The sequence below is a fragment of the Haloarcula sp. K1 genome, assembly GCF_001647155.1.
GTDB lineage: Archaea > Halobacteriota > Halobacteria > Halobacteriales > Haloarculaceae > Haloarcula > Haloarcula hispanica.
On record NZ_LRHL01000001.1, the window covers coordinates 34,699 to 52,894 of the forward strand.

The following is an 18,196-nucleotide window of genomic DNA, read 5'->3' on the forward strand; positions in this document are numbered from 1 at the left end:
ACAGAGGGAGTACGGTCCGTCGGTAATGGTAGCTGTTGGCACGCCCCATCAAGCGAGCGACGACCTGTTTATATATTCACTCGACGGGTTCCGTCCAGTGGACCGTGACCGACCCGACGACGAAGGCGTCCTTCGAGTCGGTGTCCCGTCGGAACTGGATCGTGTTCTTGCCGAGGTGCAGTCGCTCGGGTGCAATCGTGTCCATCCAGAGCTGCCACCCCTCGCCAGGCGCGATGTCGAACCCCGACAGCGCCTCGCCGTTGACCACGATCTCGTGGTCAAAGTCCTCGACGTCGAACACCTGCATCTGCACGTACGGGTCATCCGGTGACGAGGTGGGGATGTCGAAGGAAATCGGATCGGTCGAATCACCGGTGTACTCGGCCCAGGGAACGTCGAGCGAGTCCGCCGACGGGCCGAGGAGCTGCTGGAACTGACAGAGCGCGTAGTTGGCACGACGTGACATACGGGTTACGTCTCCCGGGCGGTATAAAAATCAGTGGTCAGTTGCGGTCGCAGTGTCACCCAGAGCGAACAGAGCACGCACAGGAGAGCGGAGCGCCTATGAGTGGCCGGCTGTTGCCCATCGGTATGGACGCTGCGCTTGGCCCGCCAGAGAAGATGGCCGAGCTCGAGGAGGACCTGACGCCGATGATGGCACAGTACTACGAGCTGTGCCGGCAGTACGACGACGCCCTGGTCCTCTTTCAGGTCGGGGACTTCTACGAGGCCTTCTGTGCGGCCGCACAGCGGGTCGCCCGGCTGTGTGAGATCACGCTGACCCAGCGCGAGGACTCGACCGGCGAGTACCCGATGGCCGGCATCCCCATCGACAACGCCGAGTCCTACGTCGAGACGCTGCTGGACGCGGGCTACCGGGTCGCCATCGCCGACCAGGTCGAGGACCCCGACGAGGTCAGCGGCGTGGTCGAGCGGGCGGTGACGCGAATCGTCACCCCCGGCACACTCACGGAGAGCGAACTGCTGGGCGGGGCGGACAACAACTACGTCGCCGCCCTGACCGCTGGCGAGCGATACGGGCTGGCGTTACTGGATATCTCGACCGGCGACTGCTACGCGACCAGTGTCGGCTCCGAAACCGCCGTCGCCGACGAACTCAGCCGGTTCGGCCCGGCGGAAGCCATCGTCGGGCCGGAGGTCGACGTGGACCGGGACGCCGTCTTCGGCCCGGCCTGTCTGGTGACGCGCTACGACGCGGCCGCCTTCGACCGGGAGCGCGCCGAGGACCGCGTGGGGCAGTACTTCGGCCCGCCGGAGCGCCTGCTCGCCGGCGACGCGGAAATCCGGGCCTGTGGCGGCCTGCTGGCCTACGCTGAGTACACCCGCGGCAGCAGCGGCGCGGTCGGCCCCGACGGCGAACCGGTCGACGCGGACGTGGACCCCGCCGGCACGCTCGACTACCTCAACCATCTCACGCGGTACGACCCGCGGGAGTACATGCTGCTCGACGCCGTCGCCGTCGAGAGCCTCGAACTGTTCGAACGGCGCTCGGTCCGGGGCCACGAGAACCGAACGCTCGTGGACACGGTCGACGAGACCGCCTGTGCGCTAGGGCGGCGGAAACTGACCGACTGGCTCCGCCGGCCGCTGCTCGATGCGGACCGCATCGAGGCCCGCCACGGCGCGGTCGCGGAACTCCAGCGCGACCCGGCGACCCGCGAAGGGCTCTCGGACCTGCTCGCGGAGGTGTACGACCTCGAACGGCTCATCTCTCGGGTCTCTCGGGGTCGGGCGAACGCGCGTGACCTCCGGTCGCTGGCCGCCACACTGTCGGTCGTGCCGGATATTCGTGACCACCTTGCTGACGCCGATGCCCGCCTGCTCGCGGACCTGCACGCCACGCTGGACCCGCTGACCGAGACCCGCGAGGAAATCGAAGCGGCGATCCGCCCGGACCCGCCACAGCAGGTGACCGAAGGCGGCGTCATCCGCGAGGGCTACGACGATGAACTGGACCGACTGCGCTCGACCGAACAGTCGGGCAAGCAGTGGATCGACGACCTCGAAGCCAGCGAGCGCGAGCGCACCGGCATCGACTCGCTGAAGGTCGGGCACAACTCGGTGCACGGCTACTACATCGAGGTGACGAACGCCAACCTCGACGCCGTGCCCGCGGACTACCAGCGCCGTCAAACGCTGAAAAACAGCGAGCGCTACTACACGCCGGAACTCAAGGAGCGCGAAGAGGAGATTCTGCGAGCCGAGAGCGCGGCCGACGACCTGGAGTACGACCTGTTCTGTGCGGTCCGGGACGAGGTGGCCGACGGGGCCGAGCGCGTGCAAGCCCTGGCCGAGCGGCTGGCTCGCCTCGACGTGCTGGTCTCTTTTGCCGAGGTCGCGGCGCAGTACGACTACTGCCGGCCCACCGTCGGAAGCGACGGTATCGACATCACCGCCGGCCGCCACCCGGTCGTCGAACGCACCGAAGACGCCTTCGTCCCCAACGATACGGGGCTGGGCGGCGGGCCGGTCGGGGACAAAACGGACGGGAGCGGCGACGGCGATGCCGCGGACGACAGACAGCCCTTCCTCGCGGTCGTCACGGGACCGAACATGAGCGGGAAGTCGACGTACATGCGCCAGGTCGCGCTGATATGCCTGCTCGCGCAGGCGGGGAGTTTCGTCCCCGCGAAGGCGGCGGACCTCCCGATTCTCGACCGGGTGTTCACCCGCGTCGGGGCCAGCGACGACATCGCCGGCGGCCGCTCGACGTTCATGATAGAGATGACCGAACTGGCGACGATTCTGGACGCGGCGACCGCCGACTCGCTGGTCCTGCTGGACGAGGTCGGCCGCGGCACGTCGACGGCCGACGGGCTGGCTATCGCCCGCGCCGTCACCGAGTACCTCCACGACGAGGTCGGCGCGTACACGCTGTTTGCGACCCACCACCACGACCTGACCGCCGTCGCGGCCGACCTACCGGGCGCAACCAACCGCCACTTCGAGACCAGCCGCGAGGACGGCGACGTTCGCTTCGACCACGAACTCGCGCCCGGCCCCGCGGCGGCCTCCTATGGCGTTGAGGTCGCGAGTATGGCCGGCGTCCCCGAATCCGTCGTCGACCGGTCACGGGCCCTTCTGGCGGAGGCCGAAGCGACCGATTCGGGCGTCGAAGGGTCGAGTGGGGCAGAATCCGAGGGCAAAACGATGGGTGACTCCGATACGGGTTCCGCCCCCACGGCGACGACTAGAGCGACGGAGAACGGACCAGCGGTGGCGGCGGCCGATGAGGCTCCAGCAGACGACCACAGACAAGGGATGCTTCGGGCGAACGGAGCCGCCGAGGGCGAGTTGCCAGAGTCAGTGGCACAGCAGTTAGCGTCGCTGGACGTCGCGACGATGACGCCGATAGAGGCGATGAACGCGCTCGCGGACTTGCAGGACAGACTCGAATGACAGCGCCGGTCAGCTATCACCCTCAGCAGCCAGGTCGTCGTGCGGGCAGGCGAACATGGTCGCGACGAGTTTCTGTTCGGCAGCCCGCAGATGCTTGTGAAGCGTTGGCTCCGAAATATTGAGAAGCGAAGCGAGGTCCGCAGCTGTCGCTTCGCGGGGCCAGCTGTAGTACCCCGCTTCGTGGGCCGTCGCGAGAACCTCCTGCTGTCGGTCGGTCAGTGGCTCGGTGTGGGACGCGTAGTTCTGGAACCCGAACAGCGGCACGATGGACTCGCGCTGTTTCTTCGCCGCGAGTTCGGCATCCGAGTGGGCCGTCAAGAACGAATCGATAACCGCGGCCGTATCGGTTTGGCTCGGGACATCGGCTACGATAGTCCCCTGTCCATCGACGCTCCGGGCGGTCTGTGGTACTGCCCCGGCGTCCGCAAGCGAGACAACGGGACAGTTGTCCCGCACGTTGATTTCGACGAGCCCACCGTCGCTGGTGCACTCAATCACCCGCGCCGTACCGCCGTTTTCGTCCTCAATGCGTTCGACAAGCCGGCCGGGGCGAGCACCCTCGACCGAAAAAAACTCGGCGTACGTGTCGTCTGTCTGGGGGAGACATTTTTCGAGAATCACGGAACACGATTCGGCTGCAGACACCGAGACGAAGGGATACGACCCATCAGAGAGGGCAAACTCCACACGGGTGACCGCCCGGCCGTTACCAGACTGTTGGGACATAGGTAAATGTAATTGGCATACTGTGAAGAGTGTTGGCATATATCGTGTTTCGGCGTTTACTATGCTAGCCACACTGAACTTTACATCTACAAGACAAATACAACATGAGGTCAGAGAACCGTGTCCGGAATATCACCAACCGTTATAGAAGTCCACGGCGCCGACCAGTCTATCGTCACGGCAGTCGTTCGCGCTGTCGCGACCGCGGAGAGACGGCCGGTCGAGACGCTCCCCCCACTGGCCGATAGTATCAATCCGGATGCACTGACGACGTGCATCGCTGATTCGAACACCGACGGTCATGTGGCGTTCGACTACAGCGGCTACCGCGTCGTCGTTGACACCGATGGAACGGTTACTGTAGACGGATAACTGCGTCATCCAACCGTGTGACGACAGCGGCAGTCAGTACGGGCGCGAGACTGACAGCTCCCAGAGAAGAGGAGAAAATAGCGGTTATGGCGGCTTGAGCGAGACGAACTCCAGCCCTTTCTCGGCGAGCAACTGACGCGCTCGGTCGGTCACCGACGGAGCGACGAGGATACCTCGGACCTCGGTGTCGGCGTGCAGGTCGCGCTCCAGGGCATCGACGTACCGACCCAGTTGGCCGACGGCGTCGGGACCCACGCGCCGGCGCTTGAGTTCGAGTATCGTCGTCCGGCCGTCGGCGTCCTCGCCGTAGATGTCGACCGCGCCGGCGGGGGTCTCGCGTTCGGTCGCAAGCGGCGTAAAGCCCGACTCCACCAGCGCCGGCTCGTCGAGGATGCGGTCTTTCAGATCGGCCTCCGTGCCGGTGAGTGCGAGGTCCTTGGAGTCGGTCACGTCGAAGGCGGCGGCGTGGGCGACCGTTTCAAAGGCCACTTCGAGCGACTCCTCGGGGGTCGACCGCGTGGAGCGGACGACCAGCGAGCCGTCGTCGACGCTGATGCTGTGCTCACAGCCCGGCGGCTGCCAGTTCACCGGCTGTTGGCCCTCGTCGGTGTGGACCAGCGCGGCCCCGTCGGGCTTGAGCATCACATGGCGGTCACCGAGCCCCAGCGAACTGGCCGCTCGGCCCTCGTACTCGACCGTACAGGTGCCGACAAGCGTCACCAGCGCGCCGCGGTCGGCGTTGCGCGACGCGAGGTCCAGCGCGTCAGCGGGGTCGGGGTAGGTCAGCGTCTCGACGGCGGTCACGGGTGGCGGTTAGCGGTCCCCGCGTAAAAAGGACGCGTCGTCGGGGCAGTGGACGGACGAAGCGTGGTTTCGGAGCGACGCGAGTAGGGCGCGCCGAACAGTTGCCGGGTCGCAGCCGTTGCTATCGAGAGCGCGACAGGCCTCGTCCTTGCGCCCGACCCACCACGTCCGGAACGCATCCGGGTCGGCAGTGCGGGCCAGAACGATATCGTCGAGGTCCGACAGCGTCGGATCGAGCCAGCAAACGGTGTAGGTCCAGACCGACCCGTCAAGCACGACCAACCGGTCGTGGGTAGCATCGATGGCAGCGAGGACGGCCGACGCCGTCCAGTCGTTCCCCAGCGGCCGGGACTGCGTGATGGGGTCGGCGTCGACGCCCCAGTGTGCGATGCGGCAGTCGTAGCGGCCGTCGGGACGGGTGACAGCGACGAGCGTTCGACGACCCATCAGGGACCACCGAGCGTGTAAGCGGGCATGGGGTTCCGTGGCTCCGTGGTCCTATTTGAACGCTGGCCTACAGGATCCCTATCGAGTGCCCGCCAGCGTAACCGAAACCACCGACCATTGGTAACCCAGCACAACCCTCAAGTAGTACGTTCACGTATCATTACATATGATGGTGAGCGAGTGGCTCTACGGCGCTATCGCGCTTCTCGTGGGGCTCCATGTCCTGACCATGCTGTATGCGTACCGGCACCGGGGTGACCCCGCCGGTGCGACCGGGCAGGGCGATACCGAAGGGCGCCGTGGCAGCGCCACCGACGACAGCACTGAATCCATCGACTGTCCCCACTGCGGGGCGAGGAACGAGCAGGACTACCAGTTCTGCCGGCAGTGCGTCGCCGACCTGACGAGCGGGAGCCCGCAGCGTCAGCCGACGGATCGAAGCCAGCCGTACTGACCGTTTACAAGGCCGGGGTCGAATCAACCGGATTGAGCGCTGCTGTCGGCCAAAGTATTTATTTCTCCGAATATATATTTGAATATACTGACGAACGGGGGTAGACTGTGGAAACCGTTATCGACGTACGCTCCTCGGGTCGACCGGAGATATTCGAGCGGGCGAACACCGACGGGCTGTTCGGACGCACACGCCGGCTCGAGCAGCCGCTGGGGCAGTATCTACGGGCGGCAGAGACGCCACGATATCTCGCGTACAACGACCGGTCCGGCGTCGTCGCTGGCCGGGGAAACGATAAGTCGCTCACGCCGGCCGGCGACTACCGCGCGTATCTGCTTGCAACGAACATCCGGGTCGTGTTCGTCGTCGGCGACGACAACGGCGACCGGACCATTTCGCTCCCTTGCGAAGACATTGTGGCCGTACACTGTCAGTCGGGGCTCCGTACGTCGACACTCGAAATCGTCACCGTCGACGAAGACCGCTGGGCGTTCGAGTGTAAAGGCGACCTGACACCGGTTCGTGCGTTCGTCGACGAAACCACACAGGTCTGGACGCACACGCTGACCGAGCTTGACCGGGCAGAATCTCAGGTCGAGGCTGCAACGGCGGCACTGGAGGCGGCGAACCCCGACACAGCAGCCATGCACATCACGGCCGCACAGGAGGCACTCGATAGCGGACGGGAACGGGTCGAATCGCTGGGGGAGGGGGCGACAGCGACCATCGATGCACGCCTCCAGTCAACGCAAGCACAGATCGACACCAGCCAGCGCCGACGGCACGTCAGGGCGGCCGAGGAGCACCGCGACGCGGCCCGGCACGCGTGGGAGGACCGGGCGTACGAGCGGGCCGCGGATGCGTACGCACAGGCCAGCGTCGAGTACGAACGAGCACTGGCGGTAACGGCACCGGAGCCGTCGGCAGAAGCCATCACGGACGCACGGGACGCAGTCGAGGCGGAATACGCCGAACACCTGTCGGCCCCGGTCGACGCGGCACAGGCGGCTGCGGGCGCGGCCAGAGCCGCGACGGACCCGGCAGCGCGGGCCACACATTGGGAAGCCGCCCTCGACCGATACCGGACGGCGTACGAACTGGACTGGGGTCGTGACCGCCGCTTCGACGGCGACCGGGCGTCGCTCCGACAGGCGCTCGCGGACATCGCCGTCGAACTGGTCGATGCACACCGTGAAGCGGGGCAAGAGGCGCTGCGTGAGGGCAGCGACGAGTCAAAGCGAGAGAGTGCCGGGGCCGCGTGTGACGGTGCGGCGGCCCACTTCGAGCGCGCACGCGAGGTGGCCGCCGAACTCGTGCCCGACAGACGCGAGCCGCCAGCGGACGGACTGGCCGCCGTATCCGAACAGGAAGTCAGCGTCGAGTCAGAAGCGAAAGGTCGGTAATTGTTTATCAACGGAGAGTCGGGTATCGGTATGCGCTTTGGCATTATTTCGACGGCGAAAATCGCACGCAAGGACGTGATTCCGGGCATCCAGAAGTCGGACCACACGGTCGCGGCGATCAGCTCCAGAACCCGGGACCGTGCCAGCGAGGTCGCCGAGGCCCTCGATATAGACAGTGCCTTCGGCGACTACGAGACGATGTTCGCCGAGGCGGATATCGACGCGGTGTACAACCCGCTTCCGAACGCGCTCCACGCCAAGTGGAGCCAGCGGGCCGCCGACCACGGGCTCGACGTGCTCTGTGAGAAGCCACTGACCGTCGACACTGCCGGGGCAGTGGACCTCTTCGACTACTGTGCCGAACAGGGCGTCACGCTGATGGAGGCGTTCATGTATCAGTTCCACCCGCGGACCCGGCGGGCAAGGGAAATCGTCAAAAACGAACTTGGCGAGGTACACACCGTCGACGCGTCGTTCAAGTTCTCGCTCAGCGACGCCAGTAACATCCGGCTGGACCCGGAACTGGCCGGCGGGAGCCTGATGGACGTGGGCTGTTACGCCGTCAGCGCGGCCCGGGGCTTCCTCGGCGAGCCGGACCGGGCGTTTGCCCATGCCCGTGATTCCCGGGACAGCGGCGTGGACACGAACTTCAGCGGCGTCCTCTCGTACGACGACGGGGGGGTCGCCTCGGTTTCCTGCGGGTTCGACGGACCGAGACGGGAGTACTACCGGGTCGAGACCGACGACGGCTGGCTCGAAGCGCCGAACTGCTTCGGCCCGGAACACGACGAGTCAGTCTCGCTGACGTACAGCGTCGACGGCCGCGAGGTCACAGAGACGTTCGACCCGGTGGACCACTATCAGTTGCAGGTCGAGGCGTTCGCGGACGCCGTCGAGAACGGCGAAGCGCCGCCGATTGACCGCGCCGAGACGCTGGGGAACATGCGCGCCATGGACGCGCTGGCCCGGAGCGCGGACACCGGCCAGCCGGTCGACATCGCCAGTCCCGAGTGAAACGTAAATCGGGCGTGTGCCACGACACGACGAGCGCGAAACGGTTTTGACTGCGGCGGATGAGGCACGTACTGTGACACCCCCAACAGTGACGCTTCCGAGTGGCGACGAACTGCCGATGGTCGGCGTCGGGACGTGGGACATCGACGGCGACACCGTACAGGAGTCCGTTCGAGCGGGGCTCGATGCGGGCTACGCTCACGTCGACACCGCCGAAGGCTACCGGAACGAGGCCGAAATCGGCGAGGCCCTGGCCGACTACGACCGCGAGGACGTGTTCCTCACGTCGAAGGTGCTGCCCAAGCACCTCGATTACGAGTCCGTCATCGAGGCCTGCGAGGCGTCGCTCGACCGCCTCGGGACTGACTATCTCGACCTGTATCTCGTCCACTGGCCAAACCCCGCTGTCTCTATCCGCGAGACGATGAACGCGATGGCGACGCTCCACGACCAGGGGAAGATCCGCAACGTCGGCGTCTCGAACTTCAGCGCGTACCAGCTCGGGGCCGCTCAGCACGTCGCCGACGTGCCCATCGCCGTCAACCAGATCGAGTACCACCCCTGGAACACCCAGGACCAAGTCGTCGAGTTCTGCCGCGACACTGACACCGTCGTCGAGGCGGCCGCGCCGCTGGGTCGGACCGAGGTGTTCGCCGACGACGTGATTCAGGAGTTAGCCGGGGAATACGACAAGTCGCCGGCCCAGATTATCCTGAAGTGGGCGGTCGAGAACGACGTGGTGGTGCTACCGAAGTCTTCCTCTCCCGAGCACGTCCGCCAGAACCTCGCGTTGTTCGACTGGGAACTCGACGCCGCCGACCGCGAGCGAATCGATGCCATCGAACGCGAGCAGGCGGTCTACGACACCGGCGTCAACGACTGGGACAACGATACTTACGGCATTTCACAGTAGTCCCAGATGGTCGATCCGCCCGCACTGGACCGCTGGGACGCCACGGCCGCGGCGAGCATTGCCGCTTTGCTTGTCCTGGCGTACGTCCTGGTTCCGAACCCGACAGTCCAGTACGGGACGTGGCTGGTCATATTCTGCGTCTGGATGGCCTGGTTCGTCTCTTTCGGTGCCAGATGGTTATATGGCCCCTAGAGGAGGTCGTTGAAGCTTTTACTCGATTCCGTGTCAGCGGAGATTTATTTACTCCCGCTCTCTATACGCACTTGATGCCCCGTATCGAAGTCTCGGAAAACCTGTACCGGCAGATCGAGAGCGAAGCCAACAACGACGACTTCAACGACACGCTGTGGAAGATGGTGGGCTCCTATCGGCGGACGAACAACCCGGAAGCGGACCAAACGTAAACGCACGTATCGTAGTCGTCGACGCCCCGTAGCGAGACAGTTCTGAATGGCCAGTTATCTCCGATAGCCGCTGTATCCGTGGTCGATTTGACGCCGGTGTCCCGTCACTGTGAGCGGCAATCACTACCGTCAGTACGTACGTTTTTACCGTTTGAGCCGCTGCATACTGGTAATGAGGCCACGGATCGCCCTACTGAACGCGGCCCACGACGGCGATGACAACCGCCGGAACTTCCGGCGGGAACTCGACGCCGACCTCGTGGAATACGACGTGACCGAACGCGAACTGCCCGACACCTTCGCGTTCGACGGCTGTCTGGTCACGGGCAGCCGCGCGTCCGTCTACTGGGACGAGCCCTGGATACGGGACCTCGAATCCTGGGTGACCGACGCGGTCGACCGCGACATCGCGTTCCTGGGCGTCTGTTTCGGCCACCAACTGCTGGCGCACGCGCTCGGCGGGACCGTCGAGGCGATGGACGAGTACGAGATCGGCTACCGAACCGTCGAACACGACGGCGAGAACGAACTGCTCGCCGGCGTCGACGAGTCGTTTACCGTCTTCACGACGCATTCGGACCGTGTCGCCGAGGTGCCGCCGGGTTCGACCACGTTCGCCGAGAACGACTACGGCGTCCACGGGTTCCGGAAAGAGAACGTCTTCTCGGTGCAGTTCCACCCCGAGTACGACCCCGAGACGGCCGAGACGGTGACGAAAGGCAAGGACGAGCAACTCTCCGACGAGCGCATCGAGGCGGTGCTGGACGGCGTCACGGAGGAGAACTACCGCGCCGCCTGCGAGGCCAAGCGACTGTTCGACAACTTCACCGAGTTCGCCGCGCGTCAGACTGGTGACGCGACCGGCACCGCCGCTGCTTCCGATGACTAAGCCGTCGAAGTACCTTCTGACGGTCAGGTGAACCGGCCGGTCTCGGCATCACATTCCTCACAGCGTGTCACCAGCGCGTCCCGGTCGTCCGTCATCTCGACGTAGTTGTGCGTGCGACCGCCACACTCCTCGCAGTGCCGAAGCATGTCCGTGTCGCCCATCTCCTGTGGCGCGCCGAGCGCAAGCGCAACGACGCGCTCGTCGCCCTCGTTGTGGCCGCGTTGCCACTCACCGGGGGCAAAGCGGATGGCCTCACCGGTTCCGACGCGCACGTCGCCGTCCTCCGTCTCGAACGTCGCTGTGCCCGACTGGACGAGAAACACCTCCTCCTGGTCAGGGTGGCGGTGGTAGCCGAAGCCGAAGGACTCGCCCGGTGCCAGTTCGTAGTAGTTCAGCGCGATGGCGTCGGTGCCGAGCGGCCCGGCGAGCGCCCGCTTGACCGACGCCGGCCCCATTCGCGACTCGACGGCGTCGAGACTGACTTTCTCCATAGTTGCCATGTACAGCGGACAGTCCTTAACCGTTAGTCAGGGCGAGTCACATCGGTGCCACTGGGGCACGCCACGGCAGAAGCAGCAAAACGGAGCGTCGGTCACTCGCGTCGGTCGATGTCGAGTTCTTCGTCGAGGTCTTCGAGCCAGTCGGCGTCTTCCAGTTCCGCCATCTGTTCACGGAAATGCGTCTTGCAGACACCGACCTTGATGCCGTCGCTCTCGACGGCGATGTCGGCTTCACGGTCGCAGTAGTGACACTGCATACCTGAATAGTAGCCCCGGACGACATTGAACCCTCGGGTTCCGTCTGCCGGTTGTCAGACGCTGAGCGCTGTTTCTACCTTGCCCCAGGCGGCGGCGTCCAGACCGGTGTCACCCAGCGTCTCGCCGTGAGCGTCGCTGCCGCCCGTCGGCACGAGGTCGTATCGCTCGATAGCGTCGTCGACGAGGCTGTCGTCGACCGTACGGCCATAGGGGTACCACCGTTCGACGGCATCGAGCGACGCACACTTGGACAGCGCGGCCGCCGTATCGGGGTATCGAAACGGATGGGCGAGGCCGACCAGCCCGCACGCGTCCGAGAGGACTGCACAGCCGCGCTCGAAGGACGGGACCTCCCGGGCGACGTAACAGGGACAGTCGTCGCCAATTAGCTCGTCGAATGCGGACTGGAAGGTGTGATCCGACACCTCGGCGATCCCGTGGGCGATGTGGGGGCGACCCAGGCCGTCACGCGGTTCGACGGGGAGCGAGACGCCCAACCGGTCCTCGACACATTCGATGATGCGCGCGCCGCGCTCTCGGCGGTTCCGCTGGATGCGCTCACACTCGGCCCGGAGTTCGTCGGTCGGGTCGACGCCGTAGCCCAGCAGGTCCAGTCGCTGGGTCCCGGTTTCGACGCGGAGTTCGATGCCGTGGAGCAGCGTCACGCCGTCCCGGTCGGTAACGGGGCTGTCGAGTGCAGGCTGGAGTCGGTCGTGGTCCGTGAGGGCGACGACCTCGACGCCCGCTCGTCTCGCGGCGGCCGGGACCTCGTCGAAGGAGAGCGTCCCGTCGGAGCGGGTCGTGTGTACGTGCAAGTCAGCGACGACCATACAACACCCACAATCCCCAGCAGCAAGCCGCTTCTGGTCGAGCCATGTGTCGTGGGCACACGAAACGTGAGTTCCTTATACGCATTAAGGGATATTATGATTATCTATAGTGGAGGTTTATTATCGACCATGAACTTTCGACACATATGCGAATGCTAAGCAACGCGACGGACGCCTTCCAATCGTATGACTACCCGGTTTCCGCCGAAGAGATCATCGAGGGCGACGGCGACATGGAGCTAGAACTGCCAAACGGCACCGAACGGCTGGGCGACGCGCTGAGCCGGTCGGCCCCGGAAACCTTCGAGAGCGCGGAAGACGCCGAGTTCGCGGCGTTCGCGGGCGTGTCGAGCAAGGCCATCGGCCGAAAGGGCTACTCCGACCGCGACCCGGTCTGCATGGGCGAAGACGGGCCGGACCAAGTCTCCTTCTAACGGCCCAGCACTACCTGCGGCCACCCCAGCTCTGGACGGGTTTCCCGTCTCCTTCGTTTTTACACGGGCGAGCAGCAGCGCTATCGCTGTCGGTGAGTGCACACACTGGAGCCAGCTACCTGTCGAGAAAGTCCGGTCTGTCGACGGCGTCAGTGCTGTCGATCGACTGCCTGTCGAGCAGTTCCGAGGAGTCGAGCGCCGACGGCAGACCGTCGCGGCCGCTGGTCGGCACGTCGTCTTCGTCGATGTACGTCTTCTCGCCGTTGATCAGGTCGGCCCAGAGGGCGTCCCGGTCGGCGTTGGTCGTCTCCGCCGCTTCCTTCGCTTCGTTGCGGCCTTCGTCGTACGCGAGTTCGACCATGCTCTTGTGGTACGCCGAGTTCATCTCGGCGTAGATGGCTTCGAGTTCCTCGCGGTTGTACTCCCCGAGGCGCTCGGCAACGCCGATGGCGTAGGCCCGGTCGGTCGCCTCGTCCTTGTCGAGGGTCTCCCAGTCGGTCCCGAACTCGCGCTCGTAGCGGCTCATGTCTCCACTTTCCGGTCGGCGTGGACCTGCAGTCCGGCGTCAGAGAAGGATATCTCCCGAATGTCACAGTCGATGGCAGTGCCTCGCATCTTGATAACCTGGACGCCGCGGGTCATGCTCCCGTTTTCGAGGAAGTTGTGGAAGAAGACGACGCCGTGTGCGAGGTAGTGTTCGTCGCTGTAGGAGGACGGGTCGGTCATCTCAGAGATGAGCAGCGTCGTCGCGTCCGTCTGTTTCAGCGCGGAGAGAAAGCCCGTGATCTCGTCTTCGACGTCGTTCATGAAATGCTGCAACAGCATCGTCGAGTCGATGACGACCCGCTGGATGTCGTTCTGTCTGATATAAGCGACGAGGCGGTTCGTCAGGCCGCCCTCGCTGCCGAACTGCGTGATAGTTCGCTTTCCGCTCTCGGTGACGAGGTTGAGGAACTGGATGGCGTCGGACTGCATGGCCCGGTCGAACCCGAACTCGTAGCCGGCCATGTCCTGCATCAACTCCGTCTTGGTCTCGTGCATCGTCACGTACAGGCACGTCTCGCCCTCTTTGACGCCCTGTGTAATGAACTGTGAGCAGAAAGTAGTCTTCCCGCTGCCCGGCGGGCCGCTGACCACATAAAGACGATTCGGGAGTAGCCCCCCCTCAATGAGTTCGTCGAAGCCGGGGACCCCACTAGAGAGACGCATATCAGCTACCTGAGTCCGTCTGGACATATGCTTTCACATTCTATTTTCACCGGTGATAACTCATTCGGCTGCCTCAGCGTTCGAGGGCGCTGGGGTGGCTATCAGCCAGTTCGAGCAGTCGCTCCGTGCCAGCCTCGTCGAACCGCATCGGCCGTCGCCACCACGGCCCCTTCCCCGAGTCGGACGACAGTTCGGTGACCAGTTCGTTCGCGTCGGTGCCGCCGCTCGGTGCCGACAGCGGGACGACCGTGTCGTACAGTCGTGACTCGTCAGCGTTGCCGCGAATGAGAACGCGAGCGTCGAAGGGGTCGCGTTTCACATGGGCGTTCGAGGCGAACTGTGCCTGTTCCTCGGACGGGAGGTCCCGGTACTCGTCGCCGGTCACCGCGTCACGAGCGAGTTGGAAGTGACCGATGACGTGGGCACCCCACTTCGGCGACGCCCAGGCCGAACGCTCGTCGGCCATCGACAGCGTCGCGTAGAAGAACAGGTAGTCACCGGCCGACAGCTCCGAGAGCGGGCCGGCCTTCACGCCGTGTTCGTCGCCGTACGTGTAGCGCTCGCCGCCGGCCTCGGGAAACTCCGGGTCGAAGTGGACCGGCTGGTCGGCCACCGCAGAAACGTCGGTCCGCAGGTCGAGGTCGCCGTAGGTCGGCACTGGCTCGCTGGTCGGTTTCGATTCGGGAATGGGAATATACTCGAAGGTGCCGTCGGAGAACAGTGGCCCGCGAAAGCCGGGCTCGTTCGTGTTCGCTCCGACGTTGATGGCGACGCTTCGCATACCAGGGGTTCGGTCGGTGCGGCAAAAGGACTGCCGGCGTGGCCGCACCGGCTACTGGCGGTCCGGCGGCTGGAGGTCCCGCTGGAACTCGTCGAACTGCTCCAGATTATCGGGCAGGGTAACGGACAGTTGCCGCTCGGCGCGGCGGTCGACGTTCGCCCCCTCGATGGGTTCCGCGACGGACTCCCAGCCGTCCTTGACGGTCAGGGACTTCGCCGGCGTGCCGGCGGCGATATGATGGGCTGGGATGTCCTTGCCGGCGATGGACTTCGCCGCGAGGATGGCGTTTTCCCTGACTTTGACGCCGGCCCGGACCATCGAGTCGTAGGTCAGGCGCACGTCGTCTTCGATGATGGTGTGGTAGTTGTCGACGTGGGTCTGGTCGACGGCGTCGTGGTCGTGGCTGTAGACGTGGGTGTCGTCGGAGATAGAGACGCGGTCGCCGATAGTGAGTCTCCCGCGGTCGTCCAGGTGGACGTCGTCGTGGACCACGACGTTGTCACCAACCTCGATGTTGTGGCCGTAGGTGAACGTGATGCCCTTGAAGAAGCGACAGCCCTCGCCACAGGAGTCAAAGAGGTGGTCGGCGAGCATCCGCCGGAACCGGAGCGCGAACTCGACGTTGTCCGCCATCGGCGTCGCGTCGAACTGCCGCCAGAGCCACTGGAGGTGTTTCGAGCGTTTGAACCGCTCCTCGTCTTTCTCGGCGTAGTACTCGCTTTCGAGGGTCGTGTTACAGGGGTCATAGCCCTGAAGCCGGACCCGCTCGGCCGGGGAGATATCCGCGCCGTCCTGCCAGCGCTCGTAGGCGTCCCGGTCGCCGTGGAGGTCGACCAACACGTCAGTGACAACATCGCAGGTGTCCTCGTCACCGGAAAGGCGCTCGTCGACCTCGTCGATGAACGCCCTGAGCCCCTCTTCAGCGAGCGGTGGCAGCGACACGTGACGCTTCGTCATGTCGAGTACGTGGCTTCGCGGGCAGATAGGGGTTTCCGTTACCTGAAACCTACCCAGTAACACCCGTGTCACGACACCGTATACCACGGAATTCGGCGAGCAAGCCACAGTTAAGACGCCGCCGTTCCAGACGACGACATGGTCAGGTCGGATTTCATCATGGAGATACGGCGCTACATCGTCAATCCCTCTGAGCGCCGGCTGCGAGCGCCGTGGCGGGTCACGCTGTGGGTGTTTCTCGCCGGATTCGGCCTCGTTCTGCTCTCAGGAGTGGTCGCAGTGGTGTCGTCCGTGGTGGGCGTGACGCCAGCGGTCGCAGTTGCGCGCCAGATTGCGCTCTTTGCGGCCGGAACCACCGTCGCTGTCGTACTCGGCTATCTGCTGGACCGACGGACGCTCTCTGACTACGGGTTAGGGTTCGACCGACAGTGGTGGCGCGACGCTGCGTTCGGCCTCGCGCTCGGGGCGGGGCTTCCCACGCTCGTCCTGCTTGTCGAGCTAGGCGCAGGGTTCGTGGAAGTCAGCGTCATCTTCGCTACCGTCGACAGCGGGCCGCTCCCACTGACCGCGTTCGGACCGCCGGTCGCTGTCCTCCTCTTGGGAGCGTTCTTCATCCTCCAGGCGACTGCAGAGGAAGTGCTCGTCCGTGGCTACCTGTTGACGAATGCGGCCGAGGGGCTCGCTGGCTGGGTCGGGAAGCGCCGCGCGGTCATCGCCGCGACGGCGCTGACCGGCGCGCTATTCGGCGTTCTCCACTGGACGAACCCCAGCGCGTCGCTGCTCAGCGTGACCAACATCACCCTCTACGGCCTCCTGCTCGGTGCGTGTTACGTCCTGACCGGGCGACTCGGGGTCGCCAGCGGCTTCCACGTCGCCTGGAACTACACGCTGGCACTGCTTGGCTTCCCCGTGAGCGGCCTCCGCATGGGTGTCTCCCTGCTCTCAACCGATGCGACCGGCCCGACGCTGGTGACCGGCGGCAACTTTGGCCCCGAAGGCGGCCTCATCGCGCTCCCGCTGCTTGGCGTCGGCGGAGCCGCGCTATACTGGTGGGTCCACCGCGAGTACGGCACGGTCGAACTGCTCGATGCTATCGCCACCCCCGAGCTCCGGATTCGGACGCGGTCCGACACCGCAAACCAAGACGGCTAAGTGGACAGCGCCGCTACAACGGGTATGGAATACGCGACACTCGGAAACTCCGGCGTCGAGGTCTCGGAAGTCGGATTCGGTGCCTGGGTCGTCGGCACGGACTGGTGGGGCGACCGCACCCGCGACGATGCTATCGACATGGTCCAGCACGCACTCGCGGAGGACGTGACGTTTTTCGACACCGGCGACGTGTACGGCCACGGCGACAGCGAGGAGATCATCGGCGAGGCGCTGGCGGAACACCGCGACGAGGTCACCGTCTCGACGAAGATCGGCTACGACTTCTACAACAACCCCCAGGCCGGCCACGGCGAACTCCCGAAGAAGGTCACGCCCGAGTGGGTTCACACCGCCGTCGACCGCTCTCTCGACCGCCTCGGCATGGACCACGTCGAACTTCTGATGCTCCACAACGCCAACGTCGACGAGGTCGACGAGGACGTGCTGGAGGCGCTGGACGAACTCCGCGAGGAAGGGAAAGTCGAGGCCATCGGCTGGGCGCTCGGCCCCTCTATCGGCTGGCTCGCCGAGGGCGACGCTGCGGTCGCAAACGAATTCGACGCGCTCCAGACCGTCTTCAACCTCTTCGAGCAGACTCCCGGCCAGCATTTCATCGACACTATCCGCGAGCAGAACGCCGATACGTCGGTACTCGCTCGTGTCCCGCACTCCTCGGGCCTGCTGAACGAGCAGGTGACCCCCGAGACGGAACTCGGCAAGGGCGACCACCGTTCCCACCGGCCGAGCGAGTGGTACGAAACCGGCTGGGAGAAAGTCGAGGAAATCCGGTTCCTAGAACGTGACGGAGCACGGACGATGGGCCAGGCGGCCATCCAGTGGCTCCTCTACAACGACGAGGTGGCGTCGGTCACTCCGACGTTCCGGACGAACGCCGACATCGACGAGTGGGCCGGCGCGCCCGATACGCCGCCGCTCAGCGACGAGGAGTACGACCGCGTGCAGGAACTGTACCGGGACAACTTCGGTATCGACCGCGACGACGGGATGGACGCCCTGCGCTCGTCGGTCGGCGGTGCGGACCTCGAAGAGACCGGGATGAAATCTGCCGGGGACTGACGGCGAGGTGTCGGAGCGCCGACGCACAGGCCACGGCAGATCAGGCGGGCGACTGATTTTCTCGCTGTCCACCGACTTTCGTACCGTCCAAACATGGCGGTTGGACTCTGACATCTCCAGTCGACAACTGACCCCTGGAGAACATCGACGAC

Annotated in this window: 23 protein-coding genes; 12 read left to right on the plus strand and 11 right to left on the minus strand. The window is 65.0% G+C overall.

All coding sequences use genetic code 11. The features are described 5' to 3' along the window. Positions 1–76 precede the first annotated feature (76 nt). Positions 77–466: a hypothetical protein gene (locus tag AV929_RS00165; RefSeq protein ID WP_064287056.1), complete on the minus strand. Its 390-nt coding sequence runs from the start codon at positions 464–466 to the stop codon at positions 77–79. A 125-nt stretch (positions 467–591) separates the two neighbouring features. Here AV929_RS00165 and mutS point away from each other — a divergent pair, with 125 nt between their 5' ends. Beyond that, positions 592–3,420, plus strand: coding sequence for a DNA mismatch repair protein MutS (gene mutS, locus AV929_RS00170; protein WP_064287057.1), 2,829 nt, complete (start codon positions 592–594; stop codon positions 3,418–3,420). A gap of 9 nt (positions 3,421–3,429) precedes the next feature. Here mutS and AV929_RS00175 read toward each other — a convergent pair whose 3' ends face one another. Beyond that, positions 3,430–4,146, minus strand: coding sequence for a helix-turn-helix domain-containing protein (locus AV929_RS00175; protein WP_080510003.1), 717 nt, complete (start codon positions 4,144–4,146; stop codon positions 3,430–3,432). A gap of 120 nt (positions 4,147–4,266) precedes the next feature. On the opposite strand from AV929_RS00175, the gene AV929_RS00180 reads away from it, so the two are divergent. After that, on the plus strand, positions 4,267–4,518 hold the full coding sequence (locus AV929_RS00180; protein WP_014039209.1) for a HalOD1 output domain-containing protein: 252 nt from the start codon (positions 4,267–4,269) through the stop codon (positions 4,516–4,518). Between the two features lie 84 nt (positions 4,519–4,602). On the opposite strand, the gene nucS is transcribed toward AV929_RS00180, so the two are convergent. Further along, positions 4,603–5,322, minus strand: coding sequence for an endonuclease NucS (gene nucS / locus AV929_RS00185; protein ID WP_064287058.1), 720 nt, complete (start codon positions 5,320–5,322; stop codon positions 4,603–4,605). 9 nt (positions 5,323–5,331) lie between these two features. Then, a complete protein-coding gene (locus AV929_RS00190; protein WP_064287059.1) occupies positions 5,332–5,769 on the minus strand; it encodes a DUF6735 family protein in 438 nt (145 codons plus the stop codon). A 166-nt stretch (positions 5,770–5,935) separates the two neighbouring features. Here AV929_RS00190 and AV929_RS00195 point away from each other — a divergent pair, with 166 nt between their 5' ends. The 7 genes from AV929_RS00195 to AV929_RS00220 all read left to right on the plus strand — a co-directional run bounded on the left by AV929_RS00195 (position 5,936) and on the right by AV929_RS00220 (position 10,846). Beyond that, a complete protein-coding gene (locus AV929_RS00195) occupies positions 5,936–6,223 on the plus strand; it encodes a zinc ribbon domain-containing protein (protein WP_004590026.1) in 288 nt (95 codons plus the stop codon). 107 nt (positions 6,224–6,330) lie between these two features. Further along, positions 6,331–7,626: a hypothetical protein gene (locus AV929_RS00200; protein ID WP_064287060.1), complete on the plus strand. Its 1,296-nt coding sequence runs from the start codon at positions 6,331–6,333 to the stop codon at positions 7,624–7,626. A gap of 30 nt (positions 7,627–7,656) precedes the next feature. Beyond that, positions 7,657–8,640: a Gfo/Idh/MocA family protein gene (locus AV929_RS00205; RefSeq protein WP_064287061.1), complete on the plus strand. Its 984-nt coding sequence runs from the start codon at positions 7,657–7,659 to the stop codon at positions 8,638–8,640. A 118-nt stretch (positions 8,641–8,758) separates the two neighbouring features. After that, complete coding sequence (locus AV929_RS00210; protein ID WP_064287109.1) at positions 8,759–9,553, plus strand: aldo/keto reductase; 795 nt, start codon at positions 8,759–8,761, stop codon at positions 9,551–9,553. 6 nt (positions 9,554–9,559) lie between these two features. Next, a complete protein-coding gene (locus AV929_RS00215) occupies positions 9,560–9,745 on the plus strand; it encodes a hypothetical protein (protein ID WP_050037389.1) in 186 nt (61 codons plus the stop codon). Positions 9,746–9,819: 74 nt separating this feature from the next. Beyond that, the gene (locus AV929_RS22130; RefSeq protein ID WP_004516449.1) at positions 9,820–9,957 is read left to right on the plus strand and encodes a hypothetical protein; all 138 of its coding nucleotides are present in this window, start codon (positions 9,820–9,822) and stop codon (positions 9,955–9,957) included. A gap of 172 nt (positions 9,958–10,129) precedes the next feature. Next, positions 10,130–10,846 carry a type 1 glutamine amidotransferase gene (locus AV929_RS00220; RefSeq protein ID WP_014039202.1) on the plus strand — a complete coding sequence of 239 codons (717 nt, stop codon included), beginning with the start codon at positions 10,130–10,132 and terminating at the stop codon, positions 10,844–10,846. A gap of 23 nt (positions 10,847–10,869) precedes the next feature. Here AV929_RS00220 and AV929_RS00225 read toward each other — a convergent pair whose 3' ends face one another. The 3 genes from AV929_RS00225 to AV929_RS00230 form a co-directional block, all read right to left on the minus strand. Continuing rightward, complete coding sequence (locus AV929_RS00225; RefSeq protein ID WP_064287062.1) at positions 10,870–11,337, minus strand: cupin domain-containing protein; 468 nt, start codon at positions 11,335–11,337, stop codon at positions 10,870–10,872. A gap of 101 nt (positions 11,338–11,438) precedes the next feature. Continuing rightward, a complete protein-coding gene (locus AV929_RS22135; RefSeq protein ID WP_014039200.1) occupies positions 11,439–11,603 on the minus strand; it encodes a DUF6757 family protein in 165 nt (54 codons plus the stop codon). A gap of 54 nt (positions 11,604–11,657) precedes the next feature. Next, the gene (locus AV929_RS00230; RefSeq protein WP_050007581.1) at positions 11,658–12,434 is read right to left on the minus strand and encodes a PHP domain-containing protein; all 777 of its coding nucleotides are present in this window, start codon (positions 12,432–12,434) and stop codon (positions 11,658–11,660) included. Positions 12,435–12,580: 146 nt separating this feature from the next. On the opposite strand from AV929_RS00230, the gene AV929_RS00235 reads away from it, so the two are divergent. Beyond that, entirely contained in the window at positions 12,581–12,868 is a 288-nt protein-coding gene (locus tag AV929_RS00235) for a hypothetical protein (RefSeq protein WP_023843068.1), read from the plus strand. Between the two features lie 115 nt (positions 12,869–12,983). Here AV929_RS00235 and AV929_RS00240 read toward each other — a convergent pair whose 3' ends face one another. The 4 genes from AV929_RS00240 to AV929_RS00255 form a co-directional block, all read right to left on the minus strand. After that, on the minus strand, positions 12,984–13,394 hold the full coding sequence (locus tag AV929_RS00240) for a hypothetical protein (RefSeq protein WP_014039197.1): 411 nt from the start codon (positions 13,392–13,394) through the stop codon (positions 12,984–12,986). Then, entirely contained in the window at positions 13,391–14,077 is a 687-nt protein-coding gene (locus tag AV929_RS00245) for an ATPase domain-containing protein (protein WP_044951579.1), read from the minus strand. The genes AV929_RS00240 and AV929_RS00245 overlap by 4 nt, the downstream gene beginning before the upstream one ends. A 73-nt stretch (positions 14,078–14,150) precedes the next feature. Beyond that, a complete protein-coding gene (locus AV929_RS00250) occupies positions 14,151–14,858 on the minus strand; it encodes a hypothetical protein (RefSeq protein WP_064287063.1) in 708 nt (235 codons plus the stop codon). A 51-nt stretch (positions 14,859–14,909) separates the two neighbouring features. Then, the gene (locus AV929_RS00255; RefSeq protein ID WP_064287064.1) at positions 14,910–15,815 is read right to left on the minus strand and encodes an acyltransferase; all 906 of its coding nucleotides are present in this window, start codon (positions 15,813–15,815) and stop codon (positions 14,910–14,912) included. A 138-nt stretch (positions 15,816–15,953) separates the two neighbouring features. Between AV929_RS00255 and AV929_RS00260 the strand changes: the two genes are divergently transcribed. Next, positions 15,954–16,967 carry a CPBP family intramembrane glutamic endopeptidase gene (locus AV929_RS00260; RefSeq protein WP_064287065.1) on the plus strand — a complete coding sequence of 338 codons (1,014 nt, stop codon included), beginning with the start codon at positions 15,954–15,956 and terminating at the stop codon, positions 16,965–16,967. 24 nt (positions 16,968–16,991) lie between these two features. Next, positions 16,992–18,044 (plus strand): aldo/keto reductase, encoded by a 1,053-nt coding sequence (locus AV929_RS00265; protein WP_050007583.1) that lies wholly within the window; start codon positions 16,992–16,994, stop codon positions 18,042–18,044. Positions 18,045–18,196 lie beyond the last annotated feature (152 nt).

Coding starts and splice junctions, on each gene's coding strand:
- AV929_RS00205 (WP_064287061.1), top strand. CDS start 7,657: ATGCGCTTTGGCATTATTTCGACGGCGAAAATCGCACGCAAGGACGTG.
- AV929_RS00235 (WP_023843068.1), top strand. CDS start 12,581: ATGCGAATGCTAAGCAACGCGACGGACGCCTTCCAATCGTATGACTAC.
- AV929_RS00260 (WP_064287065.1), top strand. CDS start 15,954: ATGGTCAGGTCGGATTTCATCATGGAGATACGGCGCTACATCGTCAAT.
- AV929_RS00165 (WP_064287056.1), bottom strand. CDS start 466: ATGTCACGTCGTGCCAACTACGCGCTCTGTCAGTTCCAGCAGCTCCTC.
- AV929_RS00220 (WP_014039202.1), top strand. CDS start 10,130: ATGAGGCCACGGATCGCCCTACTGAACGCGGCCCACGACGGCGATGAC.
- AV929_RS00265 (WP_050007583.1), top strand. CDS start 16,992: ATGGAATACGCGACACTCGGAAACTCCGGCGTCGAGGTCTCGGAAGTC.
- AV929_RS00225 (WP_064287062.1), bottom strand. CDS start 11,337: ATGGAGAAAGTCAGTCTCGACGCCGTCGAGTCGCGAATGGGGCCGGCG.
- AV929_RS00255 (WP_064287064.1), bottom strand. CDS start 15,815: ATGACGAAGCGTCACGTGTCGCTGCCACCGCTCGCTGAAGAGGGGCTC.
- AV929_RS00230 (WP_050007581.1), bottom strand. CDS start 12,434: ATGGTCGTCGCTGACTTGCACGTACACACGACCCGCTCCGACGGGACG.
- AV929_RS00250 (WP_064287063.1), bottom strand. CDS start 14,858: ATGCGAAGCGTCGCCATCAACGTCGGAGCGAACACGAACGAGCCCGGC.
- AV929_RS22135 (WP_014039200.1), bottom strand. CDS start 11,603: ATGCAGTGTCACTACTGCGACCGTGAAGCCGACATCGCCGTCGAGAGC.
- AV929_RS00190 (WP_064287059.1), bottom strand. CDS start 5,769: ATGGGTCGTCGAACGCTCGTCGCTGTCACCCGTCCCGACGGCCGCTAC.
- mutS (WP_064287057.1), top strand. CDS start 592: ATGGACGCTGCGCTTGGCCCGCCAGAGAAGATGGCCGAGCTCGAGGAG.
- AV929_RS00240 (WP_014039197.1), bottom strand. CDS start 13,394: ATGAGCCGCTACGAGCGCGAGTTCGGGACCGACTGGGAGACCCTCGAC.
- AV929_RS00245 (WP_044951579.1), bottom strand. CDS start 14,077: ATGCGTCTCTCTAGTGGGGTCCCCGGCTTCGACGAACTCATTGAGGGG.
- AV929_RS00210 (WP_064287109.1), top strand. CDS start 8,759: ATGGTCGGCGTCGGGACGTGGGACATCGACGGCGACACCGTACAGGAG.
- AV929_RS00195 (WP_004590026.1), top strand. CDS start 5,936: ATGATGGTGAGCGAGTGGCTCTACGGCGCTATCGCGCTTCTCGTGGGG.
- AV929_RS00175 (WP_080510003.1), bottom strand. CDS start 4,146: ATGTCCCAACAGTCTGGTAACGGCCGGGCGGTCACCCGTGTGGAGTTT.
- AV929_RS00215 (WP_050037389.1), top strand. CDS start 9,560: ATGGTCGATCCGCCCGCACTGGACCGCTGGGACGCCACGGCCGCGGCG.
- AV929_RS22130 (WP_004516449.1), top strand. CDS start 9,820: ATGCCCCGTATCGAAGTCTCGGAAAACCTGTACCGGCAGATCGAGAGC.